At 71.1% G+C, this 19,842-nt stretch carries 19 protein-coding genes; 12 read left to right on the top strand and 7 right to left on the bottom strand.

Annotated elements, in window-relative coordinates; genetic code table 11:
- The first annotated feature begins 1 nt into the window (after window position 1).
- Window positions 2–685 (top strand): glycerophosphodiester phosphodiesterase family protein, encoded by a 684-nt coding sequence (locus ABZ656_RS26915; RefSeq protein ID WP_101407565.1) that lies wholly within the window; start codon window positions 2–4, stop codon window positions 683–685.
- A gap of 3 nt (window positions 686–688) precedes the next feature.
- On the opposite strand, the gene ABZ656_RS26910 is transcribed toward ABZ656_RS26915, so the two are convergent.
- A complete protein-coding gene (locus ABZ656_RS26910) occupies window positions 689–1,243 on the bottom strand; it encodes an N-acetyltransferase (protein ID WP_101407566.1) in 555 nt (184 codons plus the stop codon).
- A gap of 83 nt (window positions 1,244–1,326) precedes the next feature.
- Here ABZ656_RS26910 and ABZ656_RS26905 point away from each other — a divergent pair, with 83 nt between their 5' ends.
- Window positions 1,327–1,719 carry a VOC family protein gene (locus ABZ656_RS26905; RefSeq protein WP_360271019.1) on the top strand — a complete coding sequence of 131 codons (393 nt, stop codon included), beginning with the start codon at window positions 1,327–1,329 and terminating at the stop codon, window positions 1,717–1,719.
- Between the two features lie 89 nt (window positions 1,720–1,808).
- Window positions 1,809–2,573 carry a VOC family protein gene (locus tag ABZ656_RS26900; protein WP_101407568.1) on the top strand — a complete coding sequence of 255 codons (765 nt, stop codon included), beginning with the start codon at window positions 1,809–1,811 and terminating at the stop codon, window positions 2,571–2,573.
- 26 nt (window positions 2,574–2,599) lie between these two features.
- Here the strand turns inward: ABZ656_RS26900 and ABZ656_RS26895 are convergent, their stop codons facing one another.
- The 3 genes from ABZ656_RS26895 to ABZ656_RS26885 all read right to left on the bottom strand — a co-directional run bounded on the left by ABZ656_RS26895 (window position 2,600) and on the right by ABZ656_RS26885 (window position 7,897).
- Entirely contained in the window at window positions 2,600–5,197 is a 2,598-nt protein-coding gene (locus ABZ656_RS26895; RefSeq protein WP_101407569.1) for a cellulosome protein, read from the bottom strand.
- 106 nt (window positions 5,198–5,303) lie between these two features.
- A complete protein-coding gene (locus ABZ656_RS26890) occupies window positions 5,304–5,795 on the bottom strand; it encodes a MarR family transcriptional regulator (RefSeq protein ID WP_101407570.1) in 492 nt (163 codons plus the stop codon).
- A 413-nt stretch (window positions 5,796–6,208) separates the two neighbouring features.
- Window positions 6,209–7,897, bottom strand: coding sequence for an FUSC family protein (locus ABZ656_RS26885; RefSeq protein ID WP_101407571.1), 1,689 nt, complete (start codon window positions 7,895–7,897; stop codon window positions 6,209–6,211).
- A gap of 208 nt (window positions 7,898–8,105) precedes the next feature.
- On the opposite strand from ABZ656_RS26885, the gene ABZ656_RS26880 reads away from it, so the two are divergent.
- The 4 genes from ABZ656_RS26880 (at window position 8,106) to ABZ656_RS26865 (ending at window position 11,369) form a co-directional block, all read left to right on the top strand.
- A complete protein-coding gene (locus ABZ656_RS26880; protein ID WP_180362710.1) occupies window positions 8,106–8,675 on the top strand; it encodes a DUF5134 domain-containing protein in 570 nt (189 codons plus the stop codon).
- Between the two features lie 98 nt (window positions 8,676–8,773).
- A complete protein-coding gene (locus tag ABZ656_RS26875) occupies window positions 8,774–9,709 on the top strand; it encodes a M56 family metallopeptidase (protein WP_360271015.1) in 936 nt (311 codons plus the stop codon).
- Window positions 9,710–9,776: 67 nt separating this feature from the next.
- Window positions 9,777–10,460 (top strand): phosphatase PAP2 family protein, encoded by a 684-nt coding sequence (locus tag ABZ656_RS26870; RefSeq protein ID WP_101407574.1) that lies wholly within the window; start codon window positions 9,777–9,779, stop codon window positions 10,458–10,460.
- A gap of 213 nt (window positions 10,461–10,673) precedes the next feature.
- A complete protein-coding gene (locus tag ABZ656_RS26865) occupies window positions 10,674–11,369 on the top strand; it encodes an HAD-IA family hydrolase (protein ID WP_101407575.1) in 696 nt (231 codons plus the stop codon).
- Between the two features lie 70 nt (window positions 11,370–11,439).
- Here ABZ656_RS26865 and ABZ656_RS26860 read toward each other — a convergent pair whose 3' ends face one another.
- Complete coding sequence (locus ABZ656_RS26860) at window positions 11,440–11,685, bottom strand: DUF2630 family protein (RefSeq protein ID WP_101408444.1); 246 nt, start codon at window positions 11,683–11,685, stop codon at window positions 11,440–11,442.
- Between the two features lie 233 nt (window positions 11,686–11,918).
- Here ABZ656_RS26860 and ABZ656_RS26855 point away from each other — a divergent pair, with 233 nt between their 5' ends.
- Complete coding sequence (locus ABZ656_RS26855; protein ID WP_101407576.1) at window positions 11,919–12,623, top strand: TetR/AcrR family transcriptional regulator; 705 nt, start codon at window positions 11,919–11,921, stop codon at window positions 12,621–12,623.
- Here ABZ656_RS26855 and ABZ656_RS26850 read toward each other — a convergent pair.
- Window positions 12,611–14,113 carry a hypothetical protein gene (locus tag ABZ656_RS26850; protein WP_101407577.1) on the bottom strand — a complete coding sequence of 501 codons (1,503 nt, stop codon included), beginning with the start codon at window positions 14,111–14,113 and terminating at the stop codon, window positions 12,611–12,613. The two genes, ABZ656_RS26855 and ABZ656_RS26850, sit on opposite strands and share 13 nt — an antisense overlap.
- 155 nt (window positions 14,114–14,268) lie before the next feature.
- On the opposite strand from ABZ656_RS26850, the gene ABZ656_RS26845 reads away from it, so the two are divergent.
- From ABZ656_RS26845 to ABZ656_RS26835, 3 genes are all read left to right on the top strand, one after another.
- The gene (locus tag ABZ656_RS26845) at window positions 14,269–14,973 is read left to right on the top strand and encodes a DUF305 domain-containing protein (protein WP_101407578.1); all 705 of its coding nucleotides are present in this window, start codon (window positions 14,269–14,271) and stop codon (window positions 14,971–14,973) included.
- Window positions 14,974–15,170: 197 nt separating this feature from the next.
- Window positions 15,171–16,529, top strand: coding sequence for an FAD-dependent oxidoreductase (locus tag ABZ656_RS26840; RefSeq protein ID WP_360271011.1), 1,359 nt, complete (start codon window positions 15,171–15,173; stop codon window positions 16,527–16,529).
- Between the two features lie 161 nt (window positions 16,530–16,690).
- Window positions 16,691–18,049 (top strand): nucleobase:cation symporter-2 family protein, encoded by a 1,359-nt coding sequence (locus ABZ656_RS26835; RefSeq protein ID WP_360271010.1) that lies wholly within the window; start codon window positions 16,691–16,693, stop codon window positions 18,047–18,049.
- Window positions 18,050–18,071: 22 nt separating this feature from the next.
- Here the strand turns inward: ABZ656_RS26835 and ABZ656_RS26830 are convergent, their stop codons facing one another.
- Window positions 18,072–18,452 carry a helix-turn-helix transcriptional regulator gene (locus ABZ656_RS26830; protein WP_360271008.1) on the bottom strand — a complete coding sequence of 127 codons (381 nt, stop codon included), beginning with the start codon at window positions 18,450–18,452 and terminating at the stop codon, window positions 18,072–18,074.
- 149 nt (window positions 18,453–18,601) lie between these two features.
- Between ABZ656_RS26830 and ABZ656_RS26825 the strand changes: the two genes are divergently transcribed.
- Complete coding sequence (locus tag ABZ656_RS26825) at window positions 18,602–19,687, top strand: NADH:flavin oxidoreductase/NADH oxidase (RefSeq protein WP_101407582.1); 1,086 nt, start codon at window positions 18,602–18,604, stop codon at window positions 19,685–19,687.
- Window positions 19,688–19,842: the final 155 nt, after the last annotated feature.

The following is a 19,842-nucleotide window of genomic DNA, read 5'->3' as shown; positions in this document are numbered from 1 at the left end:
CTTGAACTTCCTCACCATCGGTCATCGCGGAGTGATGGGTGTAGAACCCGAGAACACCCTCCGTTCCTTCATCGCCGCCCAGCACGCGGGCCTCGACCTGATCGAACTCGATCTGCATCTGAGCAAGGACGGCGCGCTGGTCGTCATGCACGACGCGGACGTGGACCGTACGACCGACGGTTCGGGGCCGATCGCCGAGATGACCCTCGCCGAGCTGCGCGCCCTGGACGCCGGGCACGGTGAGCGCGTGCCCGTCTTCGAAGAGGTCCTGGACGCTGTCAGGGCCCCGCTGCAGGCCGAGATCAAGGACACGGCGGCGGCACGGGCGCTCGCCGAGGTGATGCACCGGCGCGATCTGGTGGGGCGGGTCGAGGTGTCGTCGTTCCACGACGAGGCGATCGCCGAGATCACCCGGCTCGTGCCGGGCGTCCGCACTGCGCTCGTCGCGAGCCGCTACGGCGTCGATGTCGTGGACCGCGCTGTGGAGGCCGGCGCCGCCACCGTCTGCCTCAACATCCGCCGGCTGACCCTGGAGGTCGTCGAGCACGCCCGCAAGGCCGATCTGCGGATCATCGGCTGGGTGGTGAACACCCAGGACCACCTGCGGCTGGTGCGCGCGCTGGAGCTGGACGGCGCGACCACCGACTACCCCCAGATCAAACGCACCGGCCGCTTCACGGCCTGAGGATCACTCCGCCGGCTGCGCCAGGGGCTTGACCAGCAGCTCGAACTGCAGGTCGTCGCGCTGCGGAATGCCGAAGCGCTCGTCGCCGTACGGGAAGGGGGTCATCCTTCCCGTACGGCGGTAGCCGCGCCGCTCGTACCAGGCGATGAGGTCCTCGCGTACGGAGATCACGGTCATGTGCATCTCCGCGACGCCCCAGGTCTCGTGGGCGTGCCGCTCCGCCTCGGCGATGATCACCTTGCCCAGGCCGCCGCCCTGGAGTGCGGGACTGACCGCGAACATGCCGAAGTAGGCGTGGTCTCCACGGTGTTCGAGCTGACAGCAGGCGACGACCGCGCCGTCCCGCTCCACGGTCAGGAGGCGGCTGTCCGGCGACTTGATGACGGCGAGCACGCCCTCGGGGTCGGTCCGCTGCCCTTCGAGGATGTCCGCCTCCGTGGTCCAACCGGTCCGGCTGGAGTCACCGCGGTAGGCCGACTCGATCAGCACGACGAGGGCGTCCACATCGGCGTCGGTGGCATCGCGGAAGGTCAGTCCGGTGGCGGCGGCGGTGTCCATGGAACGGTTCTCCGAAATCTCTGGCGCGGCTCGGGCACCGCTGAGCGTAACGCCCCCGTTGTCGGCGCCCTAGGCTCCGGGGCATGGTGCATGTACTGAGCAGTCGGATCCTTCTGCGGCCCACCGACCCGGAGCGCTCCCGCGCCTTCTACGGCGAGCGGCTGGGCCTCGCCGTCCACCGGGAGTTCGGGACGGGCCCCGAGCGCGGCACGGTCTACTTCCTCGGCGGCGGCTTCCTGGAGGTCTCGGGCCGCTCCGAGACCCTTGCCTCGCCCGCGCTCAGGCTGTGGCTCCAGGTGGCCGACGCCGATGCGGCGTACGAGGAGCTCTCGGCGGCCGGGGTCGACATCCTGCGCCCGCCGGTGAAGGAACCGTGGGGGCTGATCGAGATGTGGATCGCGGATCCGGACGGTGTCGAGATCGTGCTCGTGGAGATCCCGGCGGATCATCCGCTGCGCTATCGCCCCGGAATCTGAGCGCACGACGCCCTACGCCGGATGGCCACGGCCCGGGCACGGGCATAGCGTGCTGGAGGGGCCTTCTGGCGGAAGGGCGGAGGAACCTCATGAAGCTCGACAAGCCGGTGACCGGCGGTCCGTGCTGGACCGAGCTCGGGACCAGTGATCTGGAGGCGGCCAAGCGCTTCTACGCCGATCTGTTCGGCTGGCGTCCGGAGACCGACCCGCGCCAGGAGGCGGGCGGCTACACGGTCGCACACCTCGGCGACGCGCCGGTCGCGGCGCTCTCCCCGCTGTACCAGGAGTCGCAGCCCGTCGCCTGGAACGTGTCGTTCGCGGTGGCCGACGCCGACACCGCCGTGGACGCGGTGCAGGCCGCGGGCGGCACGGTCGTCCTCGGCCCGATGGACGTGTTCGACGTCGGGCGTTTCGCGGTGGCGTTCGACCCGACCGGCGCGGCCTTCCAGCTGTGGCAGGCACGGGCCTTCCCGGGCGCGGGGCTGTTCAACGCGCCGGGCGCGCTCGGCTGGGTGGAGCTGCTGACGCGCGCCCCGGACCGGGCCGTCGAGTTCTACACCACTGTGTTCGGCTGGACCGTGAGCGCCTCCGAGCACTACACGCAGTGGGGCATCGACGGAGCCGACTTCGGCGGCATGGTGGCGATGGACGACAACTTCCCGCACGCGCTGCCGCCGCACTGGCTGCCGTACTTCGCGGTCGAGGACGTGGACGCCACCGCGAACGCCGCCGTCGGGGCGGGCGGCAGCATTCTCATGGAGCCCACGTCCGTGCCGGAGGGGCCCCGGATCGCCGTCCTGCGGGACCCGCAGGGGGCGTTCTTCGGGGTTCATGTGGCGGGCGAGGAGGGCTAGGGCCTGTCCGGACGCTCGGCCGGAACTCATGCCAGGGGAGTCACCGCCACCTGGTCGATGACCGGCGCGTACGCGGAGCGCTGTCGGTGGGCGTTGGTGGTGTCGCCGTCGAAGTCCGGCCGTTCGTCGGCGGTGAAGGTGAGGGTGTTGGCGCCCGTGTTCAGGGTGACGGGGACGGTGAGGTCCCAGAAGTTGTTGAAGTGGAAGGTGGTGGGGAAGAGGATCCGGTGCGCCGGCGCCCCGTTCACGGACAGCTCCGCGTGGCGGCAGACCGGGTCGGGGTTGTAATGCGTGGCCGGGGGCTGCTCGCCGTTGGAGTAGCGGACGGTCACGGCATGACGTCCGGTGCGTGTCGCCGTGACCTTCAGGGTGAGGGCGTTGTCCGGCCCCCGGCCGATTCCCTCGACCGCCTTCCCGCCGGTGGCGAAGGTGTGGGCACCCGTCACCGTGGCCTCGCCCGTCACCGTGCCCTCCTCGGCGGGGTACACGGTAGTCCTGAGGCGTCCGGTTCCCGGTCCCACGCACAGCCGGTCGAGGACGAGGTGCCGCGAAGTGCCGGTCACCGTCAGCTTGTTGATGCCACCGGCCAGGAACAGCGGGATCCCGTCCCGGTCGAGACCCCCCACCTCCACCCCGTTGACCGTCAACAGCCCTTCTCCCGAATCGAGTTGATCAAACGTCACCAGTGCCTCGCCGTCAGCGGCCGCGTGTACCCAGAACGTGGCGGTGCCTCCGCGCGGCAGCAGCACGGCACCCGGCCCGCAGGCGCCGCGGTGCTCGTACGTCACGCGGGCACCGGCGCCGAGGCCCGCGTACGCGGCCTCGTACAGCGCGGGCGCCCTCACGTGCGCGTCCCGCAGGACGAGGTCGATCCGGTCGATGATCGCGTCGCCCTTGGTGGCGCCGAGGTCGGGGTCCCGCGCGGACAGGGTGAGCGTGTGCGCTCCCGCTGTCAGCTCCACCCGGGTGTCGGTGTGCCCCCAGACGACCGGCTTGTAGCCGAGGGGGAGGCGCAGCTCCTGGGGAGCCGAGCCGTCGACACGCAGGAAGACGTTGGTGGGGCCCTGCTCCTGCACGAGTTCGTGGAGGTTGTGGGAGTTGGCGAAGACGCTCAGGTCGTACGTCCCGTCCTGTGGGACCTCGACGGAGAAGGCGACGACGAGGTCGGAGCCGGTGCGTAGTCCGCCGACATGGTAGGTGCCCGAGGTGGCGAACCTGTCGACGTCGCAGGGGGATCCCTCGGGCCCGTTCCTCGAGTGACCCTCGCCCGTGCAGGTCGCGTTCTGCGCGTGGTACGACCGGCGCCAGCCGATCGAGGGCGGTGCGAGGACCCCGTCGCCGCCGGGCGAGAGGATGACCTCGTAGGCGGACATCGCGTCGAGGCCGGCGAGGGGAAGGACCACCCTGCCTTCGCCGACCGGCAGTTCGAGGTCCTTGATGCGCAACGGCTGTGCCGAGGCGCCGACCTGGCCGGTCCACGGGATCTCGTGGAGCCTGGCGTGGACCGTGCCGCCGAAGATCTCGGCGGAGACGTTCTCGAAGACGAGATCCGCGGTGCCGCCGCTGCCGCCGAACAGGGCGCGGGCCTGGCGCTTGTCGCGGTCGAGCGTGGCGACACCCTGGAGGGTGTACTGGACGTTGGGGTGCGGCGCCCGCACCTGGACGGTGCGGCCGGTCATCCGGCCGTAGGTGTGGAACAGCCACCACTGGCCGTTGCCCTTGTTCGCCTCGACCGCCGAGTCGTTGAGGTTGCCGTCGATGTTCCAGTACGCCATGTCGGCGTCGATCTTCGACTCCTCGATGGCGGAGATCCACTGGATCATCTGCCCGGGCACGGACAGGTGGTAGTTGTGCGCGTACTCGTTGATGTTGACGGGGAGGGGCCCGATCCCCAAGTCACGTTCCATGTCACGGTACTTGGCGACGTTCGTACGGATCGCGGCGGGCGTCGACAGCTCGTGCCAGGTCACCACGTCCGGGAGGACGTCATGGGCCTTGGCGAACTCCAGGAAGCCCCGCACCTCCTCGTACAGGACGCAGGTGTTGGGGCCCGCGATGCGCGCGTGCGGGTCGAGGCGCTTGATGAGGCGGTGGAGGTCCTTCCAGGCGGCGAAGTAGTGCCGCGGGTCGGTGTGCCAGGAGGTCTTGTCGTAGCTCCACTCCCCCGTGCCGAACATGTTGCCTTCGGGTTCGTTGAACGGTACGTAGACGATGCGGGACTTACGGGCACCCGTCGTCAGGACCTGCCTGACCTGCTTCTCCACCCTGGCCCGGTAGTCGGCGAGGCGTTCCTCGCCGGTGGCGCCGGGCCACTGGTAGGGGAAACCGCGGTAGATGTCGGTCATGTAGAGGTAGACGTCCCTGCCGCCGCAGTCCACGAAGGAGGGCAGGATTTCGAGGGCGTCTGCGCCGGGGTGCTGGAGGCCGTCCTGGGCCTTGGTCGACACCGTGCGGACGTACATGCCCTCGACCACGTTGCGGCTGGGCACTCCGTCGCCGTACAGGCCGTAGAGCGTGCCGCTCGCCCCGCCGTGGAAGGCTCCGGTGTCGGTGCCGAGGTCGATGGTGAGCGTCTCGGTGTCTGCTGCCACTGCGCCTCCGCGGTCACGCTGCTTGTTCGACATCCCGTACGTCAGCCGGAACTCCGAACCGGGCGAGCCTGAACGTAGGAGCGCCGCGCGGCTCGTGTCAACGGCGAGTGACCACGAAGCATGTGGACCCCGGCCCGGCTCAGACCCGTGGCACCCCGAGACGGCCTTCGAGCTGACCGAGCAACTCACCTAGGAGGCCCGCGAGTTCGCGTTGGCGGGCGAGGTCGATCCCGGACAGGGCCGTCGTCTCGTAGGCGAGCTGCTGGGGCAGGATGCCGTCGACGAGGTCGCGCCCCGCGTCGGTGAGCCGCACGTGCGCGACCCGGCGGTCACGGGTGTCACCGCGGCGCTCGACCAGGCCGCGCTCGGTCAGTTGCTTCAGGCGTTTGGTGACGGCGGCACCGGAGGAGAACGTCTCGCGGGCGATCTCACTGGGGGTCAGTTCATGACCGGTGCGGCGCAGGGTCCCGAGGACGTCGAACTCCGGACGGGTGAGCCCGGCCCGGCGCAACGGGGCGTCCTCGGCCTGCTGGAGCAGCGCGGCCGAGCGGTTGATCCGGCCGATGATCTCCATCGGCCCGGTGTCGATCCCGGGATGCACGGCCTGCCACTGCCGCACCACGGCGGCCATGGTGTCGACCGGGGGCGGGGTGCCGGGGGGTGTGGTGGCGGGGGTACCTGAGGGGGCCTGGGGACCTGAGGCGACTGGGCTGCCCGAGTGGGCCGGGGTACCCGCGTCGGCCGTTTCCCCGGCCCCGTTGTCCGTCGACGCCACTCCGCCGAGCGGAGCACTCGCCGAGAGCACCCGTCCGGTCGAGCCGCCTGACGGTTCGCTCCCACCGGCGCGCGCATCCGCCGACGCCGGCCGCCGGGCCGCCGGAGCGTCCGCACCACCGACCACGGCACCCACCGAACCCGACCGCCCAGCCGGAGGCTCGCTCATCCGACTCGGCTGCCTCTGTGCCGCCGCGTGCCGAGGTGTCGCCGGGGTCGGAGTGCCGCTCCGGCCGAGTGCCGCGTCCGTCGCGCGCCCATCCGCTGCCGTCATGCCTGTGCGCCCTCCAAGGAGTGCAGTCCCTGCCGTCGTACCGTCGCCGCGAGCGTACGGTGTCCGGACTGCTCGGCCCGCATCACCCGCTCCTCCGGCAATGCGCGTTGCCACCATTCGCCGGCGGCGGCGTCGGCGGTGGCGCGCAGCTCGACGACGGCGCCGGACAGCGCGCGGCGGGCGGACTCCAGGGCGCCGGGTTCGGCACGCTCCGCGTCGAGCAGGCCCGCGGCGCGTTCGCGGGCCCGCTCGACGGCGTCGAGGGCGTCCTCGATACGGCCGCCGGCCCGCCGGTTGGTGACCGCGACCGCCGCGGCGAAGCCGACCAGCGCACCCACCAGGGTGTCCGCGACCCGGTCGGTCATCAGCTCACCGGGCTGCTGGACGCGGGCGAACTCGGTGATGAGCAGCGCCATGGGGGTCACGCAGATGCTGCCGAGCCAGTAGTTGCGGCCGATCAGGGCCTCGGCGCCGAAGTTGAGGGCGAGGCACAGCAGGACGAGGGCCGCCTGGCTGAGATGGGCCAGCGGGGCGAGTACCGCGAAGAAGAGGACGCCGATCAGGTTGCCGACGACGCGCTGCACTCCCCGGCTCCAGGTCAGGGTGACGTTGGCCTGGTAGAGCGAGGCGGCGGTGACCAGCGCCCAGTAGGGGCGGCCGACGCCGAGGGCGAGCGAGGCGTATCCGGCGAGGGCACAGCCGAGCGCGGTGCGCAGGGCGATCGGGGCGAGTGGGCCCAGGCGACGGAACAAGGGGTTCGGGGGGACGGCGAGTTCGACTTCCACGCCCAGGAGTTCTTCGGCGGCTTCCCCGAGGTCGTCCGGACGAGGTGCGGGCCCGGCGCCCCGTACCTCGCGCGCCCACGCCCGCAGCCGCTCGGGCTCCGTGTCGGCGGGCGCGGCGATCGCCACCTCGGCGCGCACGACGAGCCGTTCCAGGGCACGCCGGGGCGCGCTGCGGGCGCCGGTGGAGAGCAGCGACTGCCAGGCCCCGTGCACGGCGGCGGCCGCGGCGGCGCGGGCCCGGGCGGCCCCGTCACCGGCGCCCGCCGTCTCGGCGTAGGTGGCCGCGGCGTTCAGCGCGTGCGCGGTCGCGCGGCGCTCGGGCCCGTGCGGGCGGACGAGCCCGGGTGCCATGCCGACGATCCACGCCCAGGCGCCCGCTGCGGCGCCCAGCGCGAGATGGCCGGGAACCTGGCCGAGCGTCTGCGGCACGAACAGGGACGCGGAACTGATGAAGGCGAGGACCACGTGACCGGGCGGCCCGATGCGCGTGGCGTCGCACAGCGCCTTCTGCACGGCGGCCAGCAGCGCGCCGACGGTGACCAGCACGACGGCGTTCGTCGTGAGCGAGGCCGCGGTCAGCGCGACGGCGAGGCCGCCGAGCATGCCGAGGACGACCCAGGCGAGCGCGCGGGCGCGGGCGGCGTAGGGACGGTTGTGGGCGTAGAGCGCGCAGAGCGACCCGGCCATGGTGTACATCGCCAGGTCCAGCCGGCCGAGCGCGAGAAGCGTCAGATTCGGCGGGGCGACCGAGGCGACCACGCTCAGCGCGGGCTTGAACCAGATGTCGGCGGGGCGGCCGAGCCGCAGCACACCGGCCAGCGGGAGACGACGTCCATGAGAGCGGTGACGTCCATGCGGACGTCGGCGTACACGGGGGATCTGGGGGGTCGCACTGCTCATGCCTTTAAGATTAGCAGGTGTTTTACTCGTGAAGTATATTCGCCCACCCACGCCCACCCGCTCCCGCACGCTCCCACCTGCGACGCACCCCCGCACGCTCCCCCGTGTACACCTGTGCGCTCGCTTGCGCACCGATCGGCCCGGGCATGCCCTGACCGACTGTCCGACATCAACGACTGTCCGACTCCGTAGAGCGGGGAGGTACGCGGTGCACGGACCGGCGTCACCCGGCTGGCTGCTCGTAGCGCTGTGCGCGGCGAGCGGGGCCTACTGTCTGTTGCGGATGCGCAGCGCCGTCGAGGAGCAGCGCCGCACCGCGGGCGCCGAGGCGCTCATGGGATTCGGCATGGCCGCGATGGCCCTGCCCGCGGCGGCGGCCACTCCGCCGCGCTGGACCTGGTTCGCCTACGCCGCGGTGTTCGGTGCCGCCGCCCTGCGCGCCCTGTGGTCGGTCCGCAGCAGCCCGCACCATCTGCACCATCTGGTCGGGGCCTGCGCCATGGTCTACATGGCCGCCGCGATGGCCGCCTCCCCAGGGCACCACGAGCACGGCGGCGGTTCAGGGATCCCTCTGGTCACGGGGGCGCTCCTGGTCTACTTCGTCGGGTACGTGCTGCGCTCCGGGGCCCGGCTGCTGCCGGTCGCGGCGGTGGCCGGCGACTCGGGGACGCTCGGCGGCGCCCCCCGGGCCCTCGGCTGGGGAGACCGCCCCGAGCTGTCACAGGCGTGCCGTCTGTCCATGGGGATCGCAATGCTGGCCATGCTGGTCACGCTCTGAGAACCGCTCCGGCCCCGGCCATGTGAAACCGTGGCGTACGTCACTTTGTCGTCGCGGGCCGTATCCCCCGGCGACGCTCCGCTCATAGGCTTCACCCCATGATGGTCCCCGCGGCACTGTTGCTGCTCGGCGCCCTGGCCGCCGTGGTCGCTCCACGACTGCTCGCCCGGGCGGACTGGCCGGACCATGAACCCGTGGTCGCCCTGTGGGCGTGGCAGTGCGTGGTGGCGGCCGTTCTGCTGTGCTGCGTCCTGTCGATGACGCTCAGCGCGGCCGCCGCGTGGGTGGCGGTGCGCGGCCATGTCTTCGCCCCCGCTCCGCACTCCGTCGTGGACGCCTACGCGTTGGGCAAGGGGAGCCCCTGGGCCGCGACGACCGCCGTGGCGCTCGCGTGCGGCGGTGCCTGGACCGCGGCGATGCTGGTCCGCGAGGTGCTGCGGACCCGGGCCAACCGTCGCCAGAGCCGTGACGAACTCCTTCTGCGCGCACCGCTGTTGCCCGGAGAGGAGCCGGGCAGCGACCGGCTGGTGGTACTGGAGGGCGAGCGTCCGGACGCCTGGTGGCTGCCCGGGGCCGCTCCCCAACTGGTCGTCACCACAGCCGCGTTGCGCCGTCTCAAAGGGCGTCAGCTGGATGCCGTGCTCGCCCATGAGCAGGGACACGCGCGGGCCCGGCACGACTGGCTGCTGCACTGTTCGGCCGCGCTCGCCGTCGGCTTTCCGCAGGTGCCCGTGTTCGCCGCGTTCCGCCACGAGATGCACCGCCTGGTCGAACTCGCCGCCGACGACATGGCCTCCCGCCGCTTCGGCCGCCTCACGATCGCCCTCGCGCTGGTGGAACTGAACGAGGACCGGGGCGTGTTCGGCCCCTGTCCGACTCCGCAGGCCCACGTCCCGCAACGGGTGCACCGCCTGCTCACTCCCCCGGACCGGCTGACGCCGTCGCGGCGGCTGCGACTGACGGCGGCGGCCACGCTGGTGCCGGTGATCCCCCTGCTGGTGGCGTTCGTACCGGGCCTGCGGGCGCTCGGCTAGCCGCAACAGCGGCGGTTCGGCGATACGGGGTTGGCTTCCGGCCCCGTACGTCGGCGAGGATCACCGTATGCGCTCCCCGCCCCTCGACTCACGGCTCCGCACCCCCACCCCACGGACCGCGGTACTCGCCGCGGCGGTGCTCGCCGTTCCGTCCGTGCTGCTCCTCCTGCTGGTCGCGTTCTCCTGGCGGCCGCTGCTGGCCCTCGACGGCGACATCGCGCGCACCACGCACCGCTGGGCGGTCGACGAACCCGGCGTCACCCATGTGTTCCGCGTTCTGACGGACTGGGTGTGGGACCCGTGGACGATGCGCGCCCTGGGTGCGCTGGTCGTGGTCCGGCTGGTGTGGCGGCGCTCGACGTGGTGGCCGGCACTGTGTGTGGCAGCCGCCTGTGTACTGGGCACGGCGGTGCAGCAGTCGCTGAAGGCAGCGGTCGGCCGGGCGCGCCCCGTCTGGCCCGACCCCGTGGACTCCGCGCACTACGCGGCCTTCCCCTCGGGCCACGCCATGACCGCGACGGTGGTGTGCGGGCTGCTGCTGTGGCTGCTCCAGCTGTACGGCGCCGGGCGCGCGCTGCGGCGCACGGCACTGGCACTGGCCGTGATCTCCGTCGTGGGCGTCGGGCTGACCCGAGTCTGGCTGGGCGTCCACTGGGCCTCGGACGTCCTGGGCGGCTGGCTGCTCGGCGCGCTGGTGGTCGCCCTGGCGGTGGTGGCCCATGAGCGCCGGTTCGGCACGGTGCGCGGTTGACCGGCACGGAGCATGGTCGACCGGCACGGAACGTGGCCGACCGGCACGGAACGTGGCCGACCGGCACGGAGCATGGTCGACCGGCACGGAGCATGGCCGACCGGCACGGAGCATGGCCGACCGGCACGGAACGTGGCCGACCGGCACGGAACGTGGCCGACCGGCACGGAACGTGGTTGACCGGCACGGAACGCGCCCAGAAGGATGCCCCTCATGACGATCAAAGGCGTGCTCTTCGACTTCTCCGGAACTCTGTTCCGTGCCGAACCGACCGAGTCCTGGCTGCGCGCGGTACTCAGGGACGCCGGTCTCACCCTGCCGGAGCGGGAGTTGGCCGAGGCGGCGGACGCCCTGGAGGCGGTGGGCGCACTGCCCGGCGGTGGCGTCGCGCCCCGGCTGCCGGAGGGCTCGCAGGACTTGTGGCGCAGGCGGGACGAGAGCGCCGAGCGGCACCGGGCCATGTACACGGCGATCTCCCGCCAGGTGCGGCTGCCCGATGCCCGGCTGCACGACGCGCTGTACGACCGTCACATGCTCCCGGCGGCGTGGGGACCCTACCCCGACACCGCCGAGGTGCTCGACGCCTTGTGCGGGCGCGGGCTCGCGGTCGGGGTGGTCAGCAACATCGGCTGGGATCTGCGACCCGTCTTCCGTGAGCACGGCCTCGACCGGTACGTGGGCGCGTACGTGCTGTCGTACGAGCACGGCGTCCAGAAGCCGGACACCCGGCTGTTCGCGACCGCCTGCGACGCGCTGGGCATCGCCCCCGAGGACACGCTGATGGTCGGGGACGACCGTCGCGCGGACGGGGGTGCGGCGGAGCTGGGCTGTGCGGTGCACTTCGTGGACCACCTGCCCGCGACGCAGCGCCCGGAGGGACTGCGGCCGGTGCTGAACCTGGTCGGCTGACCCACGCCGCTTCGAGGGAGCGCCCTCGGGCCCGACAGCCGTCGGTGTCGGGCCCGAGGGCCCCTCACTCTCAGCTCTGATAGCCCTCGACCTGCGAAGACGGTCGTACACGCGCCTCGTCCGGGTTCTCCCCGACCTCGGACTTCGCGCGTCGCTGGCGCAGCAGGTCCCAGCACTGGTCCAGCGCGCGCTCCAGTTGTCCGAGCCGCTCGTGTTCCGTGGCGCTGTCGATCTGCCCTGATGTGACGGCGTCGCGCAGCCGTCGCTCGTCTTCCACCATCGCCGTGATCTTGGCCAGGATCTGCTCTTGATCCATCTCCACCCGCCTCCTCGGCACTCCCGCCCACTCTAAGGAGGCCACGGCGGCCGTGCGACTCGCTCGGGAATCCTGCCCGGCCGGGAATTCCGCTCGCCCCGTGCCCGTCCGCCTGAGACGATCCCCCGCGTCGCCCCAGGCGGACGGCAGCCCGAAGCCTCCCCCGCGGTGAGTCATGGCCCGGACGCTCTGAGTATAGTTGGCTGGCAGCCAGTCAACACAGGAGTTCCAGCATGTCCCCGCGCAGCCCGTCGGTCAACGAAGAGTTGCGGCGGCGTTCCCGGGAGCGTCTGCTGCAGGCCGCGGTGGAGCTGGTGAACGAGCGCGGCTACGAGGCGACGACGCTCGGGGACATCGCGGATCGCGCGGGATCGGCGCGCGGACTGGTGTCGTACTACTTCCCCGGCAAACGCCAGCTCCTGCAGTCCGCCGTGCACCGGATGATGCACCGCACTCTGGAGGAAGGGCTGGAGCGCGAGCCGCGTACCGAGGACGGCCGGGAGCGGCTGGCCCGGGCCATCGACGCGATCCTGGGCCTGGCGAGGGACCGGCCCGTGCTGATGCGTCAGCACATGGCGGGGATACTGCAGGGCGAGGGGTTCGTGCAGTGTCCGGAGCAGCAGCGCCTCGCGCAGCTGCTCCGGGAGACCGTCGCCGGGTACGGCTCCCAGAACGCCGACACCGACTACCCGATGCTGCGGGCGGTGCTCATGGGTGCGGTGTACGCGGCCCTGGTGCCGGGTGTGCCGATGCCGGTCCCGAGGCTGCGGGCCGAGCTGTTCGAGCGCTACCACCTCGACTGGGAGATGGGTGTCCCGCCGGACACCGAAGTGCCCGGCGGGACGTGCGACAGCGATCTGTCACGGTTCTTCACGACCGGCGGGCGACCGGACGAGCAGCCGCCTGGCGATCAGTCGCCTGACGATCAGTCGAAGTAGTCCGGCTGCGTCTGGACGTTGAGCTCGCGCAGGTGGACCCGCTTGGCCGGGTCGGTGCGCCGGTCGCTGAGCTTCAGGACGTCGAAGCCCTTGGCGATGTCGTTCGAGTAGATGTAGCCGTTGTAGTAGTACGCCGACCAGGAGCCGCCGACCGTGAGCTTGTCGGTGGTCAGCGGTCCGCGCTCGAAGTAGGCGATCTCCTTCGGGTTCGAGGAGTCGGTGAAGTCCCAGACGGAGACGCCGCCCTGATACCAGGCCTGGACCATGAGGTCCTTGCCCTTGACGGGGATCAGCGAACCGTTGTGGGCCACGCAGTTCTCGGTGTCGGCCTGGTGGCGGGGGATCTTGAAGTAGTTCTTGAAGACGAGCTTGCGCTCGTCGCCCTTGCCGACGATGTCGTAGATGCCGTCGGCGCCGCGGTTCGGACCGATGGCCGCGTTGCAGGTTGCCGCCCCACCGCCGCCCAACTCGTCGGTGAACACGACCTTGTTCGCCTTCTGGTTGAAGGTCGCCGAGTGCCAGAACGCGAAGTTGACGTTGTCCTCGACCTGGTCGATGACCTTCGGGTGCTCCGGGTCCTTGATGGAGAACAGGATGCCGTCGCCCATGCAGGCACCGGCCGCCAGGTCCTTGCTGGGCAGGACCGTGATGTCGTGGCAGCCGGTGGTCTTGGAGACGCCCGGGTTGGTGGGCGCGCCCGGGTTGCCGCCGCCGTCCGGTCCCTCGCCCGGGAACAGCACCGGGAAGTTCACCACCGCCGCCTTCTCAGGGGCGTTGCGAGGCACCTTGATGACCGAGATGCCGTCGTGCGGGGGCTGGCAGTCGGGGAAGGTGGCGCTCGGCGAGTACGAGGCGACGTAGATGTAGACGTTCTTGCGCTCGGGCACCAGCGTGTGGGTGTGCGAGCCGCAGGCGGTCTCGACGGCGGCGACGTACTTCGGGTTCGCCTTGTCGGTGATGTCGAAGACCTTCATGCCCTCCCACGAGGACTTCTCGGTCGCGGGCTGCGTGGTGCTGTTGCAGGAGTTGTCGCTGCGCGAGGAGTCGGTGGACAGGAAGAGCAGGTTGCCGGAGACGGACACGTCGTTCTGTGAGCCCGGGCAGAGCACCTGCGACACCGTCCTGGGCGCCTTCGGGTTGCTGATGTCGAGGATGCGGAAGCCGTCGTAGTTGCCGGCGAAGGCGTACTTGCCCTGGAAGGCGAGGTCGGAATTGGTGCCGGGCAGCGCGTCCTTGGGGATGTTGGTGAGGTGCTCGATGTTGTCGGAGTGGACGATCTCGTCCTGTCCGGGTATCTCGCCGTTCGCGATCGCCGTCCTGGTCTCGGCGGCGTCGCCGCGGGACACCTTCTCCGGCGCGGCGGGGCCGTCCCCGGGATCGGGGGTCGCGGCCGCCGGGCCGGCCGTGAGCAGCGCGGCCAGGAGTCCGGCCGCGGCCGCGGCAACTCCGAGGCGTCTGCGCCGCGTTCGGGGATCGATCAACAGGGTCACTGCGTCCTCCCTTGTAGCCGTTCGCAGTTGAACGGTTCACGGACCCCAGAAGTATCGTCCGCCCCATGCACTGATCAACAGATGGCAACGCACTCGTAATGAAAGTTTTTGATCGGTAACGTTCACCGGCGTGCTAGGACGGTCATGAAACACCCATGAGGTGTCCGGCGATTCATGTGTCCCTGGAGGTCGATGTGTTGCTCCGTCGTACGTCCCGCGCGCCCCGTGCGCTCCTTGGCGCGGCGTCGCTGACGGTCGCCGTGCTCGCGCTCGGGGGCTGCGACTCCGGCTCGGCCTCCACACCCGAATCCGCCGGCACGAGCGGGCCTTCGGTGATCGCCCCCGGCAAGCCGGGCGAGGCGGCCGAGACGCTCTCCGCCGCGGACGCCGCGAAACAGCGCAGCGAGGACGACTCCCCCAACGCGGCGGACTTCGCCTACGCGCGGATGATGATCGAACATCACACCCAGGCCCTGGAGATGACCGGACTCGCCCCGAAGCAGGCCGCGTCGGGCCAGGTGAAACGGCTCGCCGCGCGGATCGCGGCCGCACAGGGGCCGGAGATCACCACGATGAAGGGCTGGCTCACGGCGCACGACGGCGCCAAGCGGCCCACAGAACACCGGCACGAGGAGATGCCCGGCATGGCGACCGAGGCACAGCTGAAGCAGTTGCGCGCGGCGCGGGGCAAGGCTTTCGACGCGCTCTTCCTCAAGCTGATGATCACACATCACGACGGGGCGATCTCCATGGCCACGGAGGTGAAGGCCCAGGGCAACAACATCCAGGTCGAGGAGATGGCCGACGACGTGATCGCCCAGCAGACGAGCGAGATCAGCAGGATGCGCGAGATGCGGTGACGCTCGACAACACTCCGTGACACCGTCGGCGACCACCTGAACGCTCACGGCACGTACTCGTGCCATGACTTCCCGTACGGATGAACAAGCACACATGTGCCGCGCGCCGCCCCCTGTCAGCGGAGCGTAGGTGGTGCGATGCTGGAGCCATCAGCGATCTCCTATGGCTGTTCTGGTTTCGGATTGGGAGTTCCGCCGTGTTGTATGTCGCCGTCGTCGGCTCGGGGCCCAGCGGGGTCTACACCGCCCAGAGCCTCGTCCAGAGCGAGCTGTCCGAGGTCCGGGTGGACGTCCTGGACCGGCTGCCGTGCCCGTACGGCCTGGTGCGCTACGGCGTGGCGCCGGACCACGAGAAGATCAAGTCCCTGCAGAACAATCTGCGGACGGTCCTGGAGGACGAGCGGGTGCGGTTCCTGGGCGGCGTCCAGGTCGGCCCGGGCGGGGTGCCCGTGACCCGGCTGCGGGAGCTGTACCACGCGGTGGTCTACTGCGTGGGCGCCGCCACCGACCGCCATCTCGGGGTGCCGGGCGAGGAGTTGTCGGGCAGCTGGTCGGCGACCGAGTTCGTGTCCTGGTACAGCGCGCACCCCGATTCCGTCACCGACGGCTTCGTGCTCGGCGCGCGCTCGGCGGTGGTCGTCGGCGTCGGGAACGTCGCCGTCGACGTGACCCGGATGCTGGCCCGCGGCGCGTCCGAGCTGAGCCCCACGGATGTGCCGCAGGCGGCGCTGAGCGCGCTGGCCGCGAGCAAGGTGACCGAGATCAGCATGATCGGGCGGCGTGGTCCCTCGCAGGCCCGGTTCACCACCAAGGAGCTGCGCGAGCTCGGCTCGCTGCCGGACACCGAAGTCGTGGTGGATCCCGAGGAGTTGGCCCTCGATCCGCAGTACGCCGACCCTTCGGACCTGCCCGCCACGCAGCGCCGCAACGTGGAGGTGCTGCGGGGGTGGGCCGCCGCGCCGCCGCAGGACCGGGCCCGCCGGATCCGGCTGCGCTTCTTCCTGCGCCCGGTCGAGCTGCTTCCCGACGAGGGCGACGGCACCCGGGTGGGCGCGGTGCGCTTCGAGCGTACGGCGCCCGACGGGCACGGCGGGGTGACGGGCACGGGACGGTACGAGGACATCGAGGCGCAGTTGGTGCTGCGCTCGGTCGGCTATCGGGGCGTCCCGCTCGAAGGGCTGCCCTTCGACACGGACCACGGCACGGTGCCGCACCGCGCGGGCCGGGTGCTGCGGGACGGCGTGGTCGCGCCGGGCGAGTATGTGGCGGGCTGGATCAAGCGGGGCCCGACCGGTGTCATCGGCACCAACCGGCCGTGCGCCAAGGAGACGGTGACCTCGCTCGTCGAGGACGCCCCCGAACTCATGCGACGGGAGCTGGCCGAGGATCCCCTCGCGGCCCTGCGGGCGGCCGGGGCGGCACCGGTTCCGTGGGCCGGATGGGAGGCGATCGAACGGGCGGAGGCGGAGCTCGGGGCCTCGCTCGGACGGGGTGTGGTCAAGCTGCCCGACTGGACGTCACTGCTGGCGGCGGCGCGGACGGCGACTTCGCACTAGAGCCTCTTCGGCGGGTCGGGCGCGACTGGGTGGGCATGACACATAGCGGCAACGGGCCGGAAATCAACAAACTGTTCAAGCCCCTTACGGTCTCGTGCTGTTCGGACGTTCCTCGCGCCGTCCGGCCGTCCCCGTCCCCACCCGCCGCTCCTGGAGTGCCCATGGCGACCACCGCACCCGCGCATCCCGTGCATCCCGTCGACGAGGTCCCACCCGTACGCCACCTGGCCGCCTTCGGGCTCCAGCACGTGCTCGCGATGTACGCGGGCGCGGTGGCCGTGCCGCTGATCGTGGGCGGGGCGATGAAGCTCTCGCCCGCCGATCTCGCGTATCTGATCACCGCGGACCTGCTGGTGTGCGGTATCGCGACCCTCATCCAGTGCGTGGGCTTCTGGCGGTTCGGTGTACGACTGCCGATCATGCAGGGCTGCACCTTCGCGGCGGTCTCACCGATGGTCCTGATCGGGACGACGGGCGGCGGGCTGCCCGCGATCTACGGATCGGTGATCGTCGCGGGGCTCGCGATCGTGTTGCTGGCGCCGGTCTTCGGCAAGCTGCTGCGTTTCTTCCCGCCGCTGGTCACGGGCACCGTCATCCTGATCATCGGGGTCTCACTGCTGCCGGTGGCGGGCAACTGGGCGGCCGGCGGCGTGGGCGCGAAGGACTTCGGGGAACCGAAGAACCTGGCGCTCGCGGGCTTCGTCCTGGCCGTGGTGCTGGGTGTGCAGCGGTTCGCGCCGGCCTTCCTGAGCCGGATCGCGGTGCTGGTCGGCATCGCGGTGGGCCTCGCCGTGGCGGTGCCCTTCGGGTTCACGGACTTCGGCGGGGTCGGGGACGCCGACTGGGTCGGGATCAGCACGCCGTTCCACTTCGGCACGCCGACGTTCCACGCCTCCGCGATCGTGTCGATGCTGGTCGTGGCGCTGGTGACGATGACGGAGACGACCGGTGACCTCATCGCGGTCGGCGAGATGACCGACCGGAAGGTCGAGCCGCGCACGCTGGCCGACGGTCTGCGCGCCGACGGTCTCTCCACGGTGCTCGGCGGTGTGTTCAACACCTTCCCCTACACGGCGTTCGCGCAGAACGTGGGTCTGGTCGGCATGACCCGGGTGCGCAGCCGCTGGGTGGTGGCGACCGCGGGCGGCATCCTCGTCCTGCTCGGTCTGCTGCCCAAGCTGGGCGCGGTGGTCGCGGCGGTACCGGCGCCGGTGCTTGGCGGCGCGGGTCTGGTGATGTTCGGGACGGTCGCCGCGAGCGGGCTGCGGACGCTGGCCGAGGTGGACTTCAAGGGCAACAACAACCTGACAGTGGTGGCCGTGTCGCTCGCCGTGGGCATGCTGCCGGTCGGCGTGCCGACGGTCTACGCGAAGTTCCCCGACTGGTTCCAGACGGTGATGAACAGTGGGATCAGCGCCGGGTGCCTGACGGCGATCGTCCTGAACCTGCTCTTCAACCACCTGCCGGGGAAGGCGGGTTCGGCCGGGGTCGCCGCCGAACGGGAGGCCGCCTCGGCCTGAGCCCCGCCGGGCGCTCAGCCCGTCAGCCGTTCGCCCAGCCGGTGAGCCCTTCGCTCAGCCGCTCGCCCTGCCGCTCGATCGCGACGAGGACGCTGTCGAAAAGCCCGGGGAACAGGGCGTTCAGGTCGGCTGTGCGCAAGGCGCTCATCTTGGCCGTTCCCCGGTAGACCTGCCGGATCATCCCGCTCTCGCGGAGCACCCGGAAGTGATGCGTGGTGGTCGATTTGGTGACCGGCAGGTCGAAATGCGAACAGGAGAGCTCGTCGCCGACGGCGGCGAGCTCTCGCACGATCCGCAGCCGCATGGGATCGGAGAGCGCGTGCAGCACCGACTCCAGGCGGATCTCCTCGCGCAGGGGGTGCGGCAGGTCACGGCTGCTGCCGGCGGGGTCGGCGGTCGTCACGGTGGCTCCACTTCGTCCAGGAACCTCATTCTCGTCCAGGAACCTCAGTGTACGAGGATTGTTCGACACCTCTCGTAGTTTGACACATCCCGTAGTACGGCGCTTATCGTACGAGGTGAAGTTCGGCCCCTCGACGAACGGAGTCCGCCGTGAGCACGCTCTTCGAGCCCCTCACCCTGCGCGAGCTGACCATCCCGAACCGGGTATGGATGCCCCCGATGTGCCAGTACTCGGCCGCGCCGGAGGGACCCTCGACCGGCGCGCCGAACGACTGGCACTTCGCCCACTACGCCGCCCGCGCCGCCGGCGGCACGGGGCTGATCGTCGTCGAGGCCACCGCCGTCTCCCCCGAGGGCCGGATCAGCCCCTACGACCTGGGCATCTGGAACGACACCCAGGTCGAGGCCTTCCGCAGGATCACCCGCTTCCTCAGGAGCCAGGGCACCGTGCCCGCGATCCAGCTCGTGCACAGCGGCCGCAAGGCCTCCACCGACCGTCCCTGGAAGGGCGGCGCGCCGGTCGGCGAGGACGCGTACGGCTGGCAGCCGCTCGCCCCGAGCGCGCTGGCCTTCGACGAGCGGCACCCGGTGCCGACCGAGCTGACCGCGGCCGGGATCCGGGAGATCGTGAGCCAGTTCGCGGACGCGGCGCGGCGCGCCCTGGACGCCGGTTTCGAGATCGCCGAGATCCACGGTGCCCACGGCTACCTCGTCAACGAGTTCCTCTCCCCGCACTCCAACCGCCGCACCGACGAGTACGGCGGCTCGTACGAGAACCGTGTCCGCTTCGCCCTCGAGGTCGTGGACGCCGTACGGGATGTCTGGCCCGACGACAAGCCGCTGTTCTTCCGGATCTCCGCCACCGACTGGCTGGAGGAGGGCGGCTGGAGCGCCGACGACACCGTCCGCTTCGCGGGCGAGCTGCGCGCGCACGGTATCGACCTGCTCGACGTCTCCACCGGCGGCAACGTCTCCGGGGTACGCATCCCGGTCGGGCCGGGTTACCAGGTCCCCTTCGCCGCCCGGGTCAAGGCGGAGACCTCGCTGCCCGTCGCCGCCGTCGGTCTCATCACCGACGCCGAGCAGGCCGCGAAGATCCTCGCCAACGACGAGGCCGACGCCGTGCTGCTGGGGCGCGAGCTGCTGCGCAACCCCTCGTTCGCGCGCCTGGCGGCCCGTGAACTGGGCGCTGAGGTCCAGGTCCACGTCCCCGACCAGTACCACCGCTCCGTGTAGCACCGCCGCTGCGCAACACTCACTATCGCCGCTGGGCGTGGACCGTCCCCGGAGCGCGCGCTAGGCCCTGTCGTCAAATTCCCGTCTGCCCCGCGACGCCATGCACGCACTCTCACCGCACCAGGCACAGATCCAAGTACGTCCAGTACGAGGGC

This window comes from Streptomyces sp. NPDC007095, assembly GCF_040634475.1.
In the GTDB taxonomy this organism is placed as follows: domain Bacteria; phylum Actinomycetota; class Actinomycetes; order Streptomycetales; family Streptomycetaceae; genus Streptomyces.
This window is presented reverse-complemented; position numbering and strand designations above follow the sequence as displayed.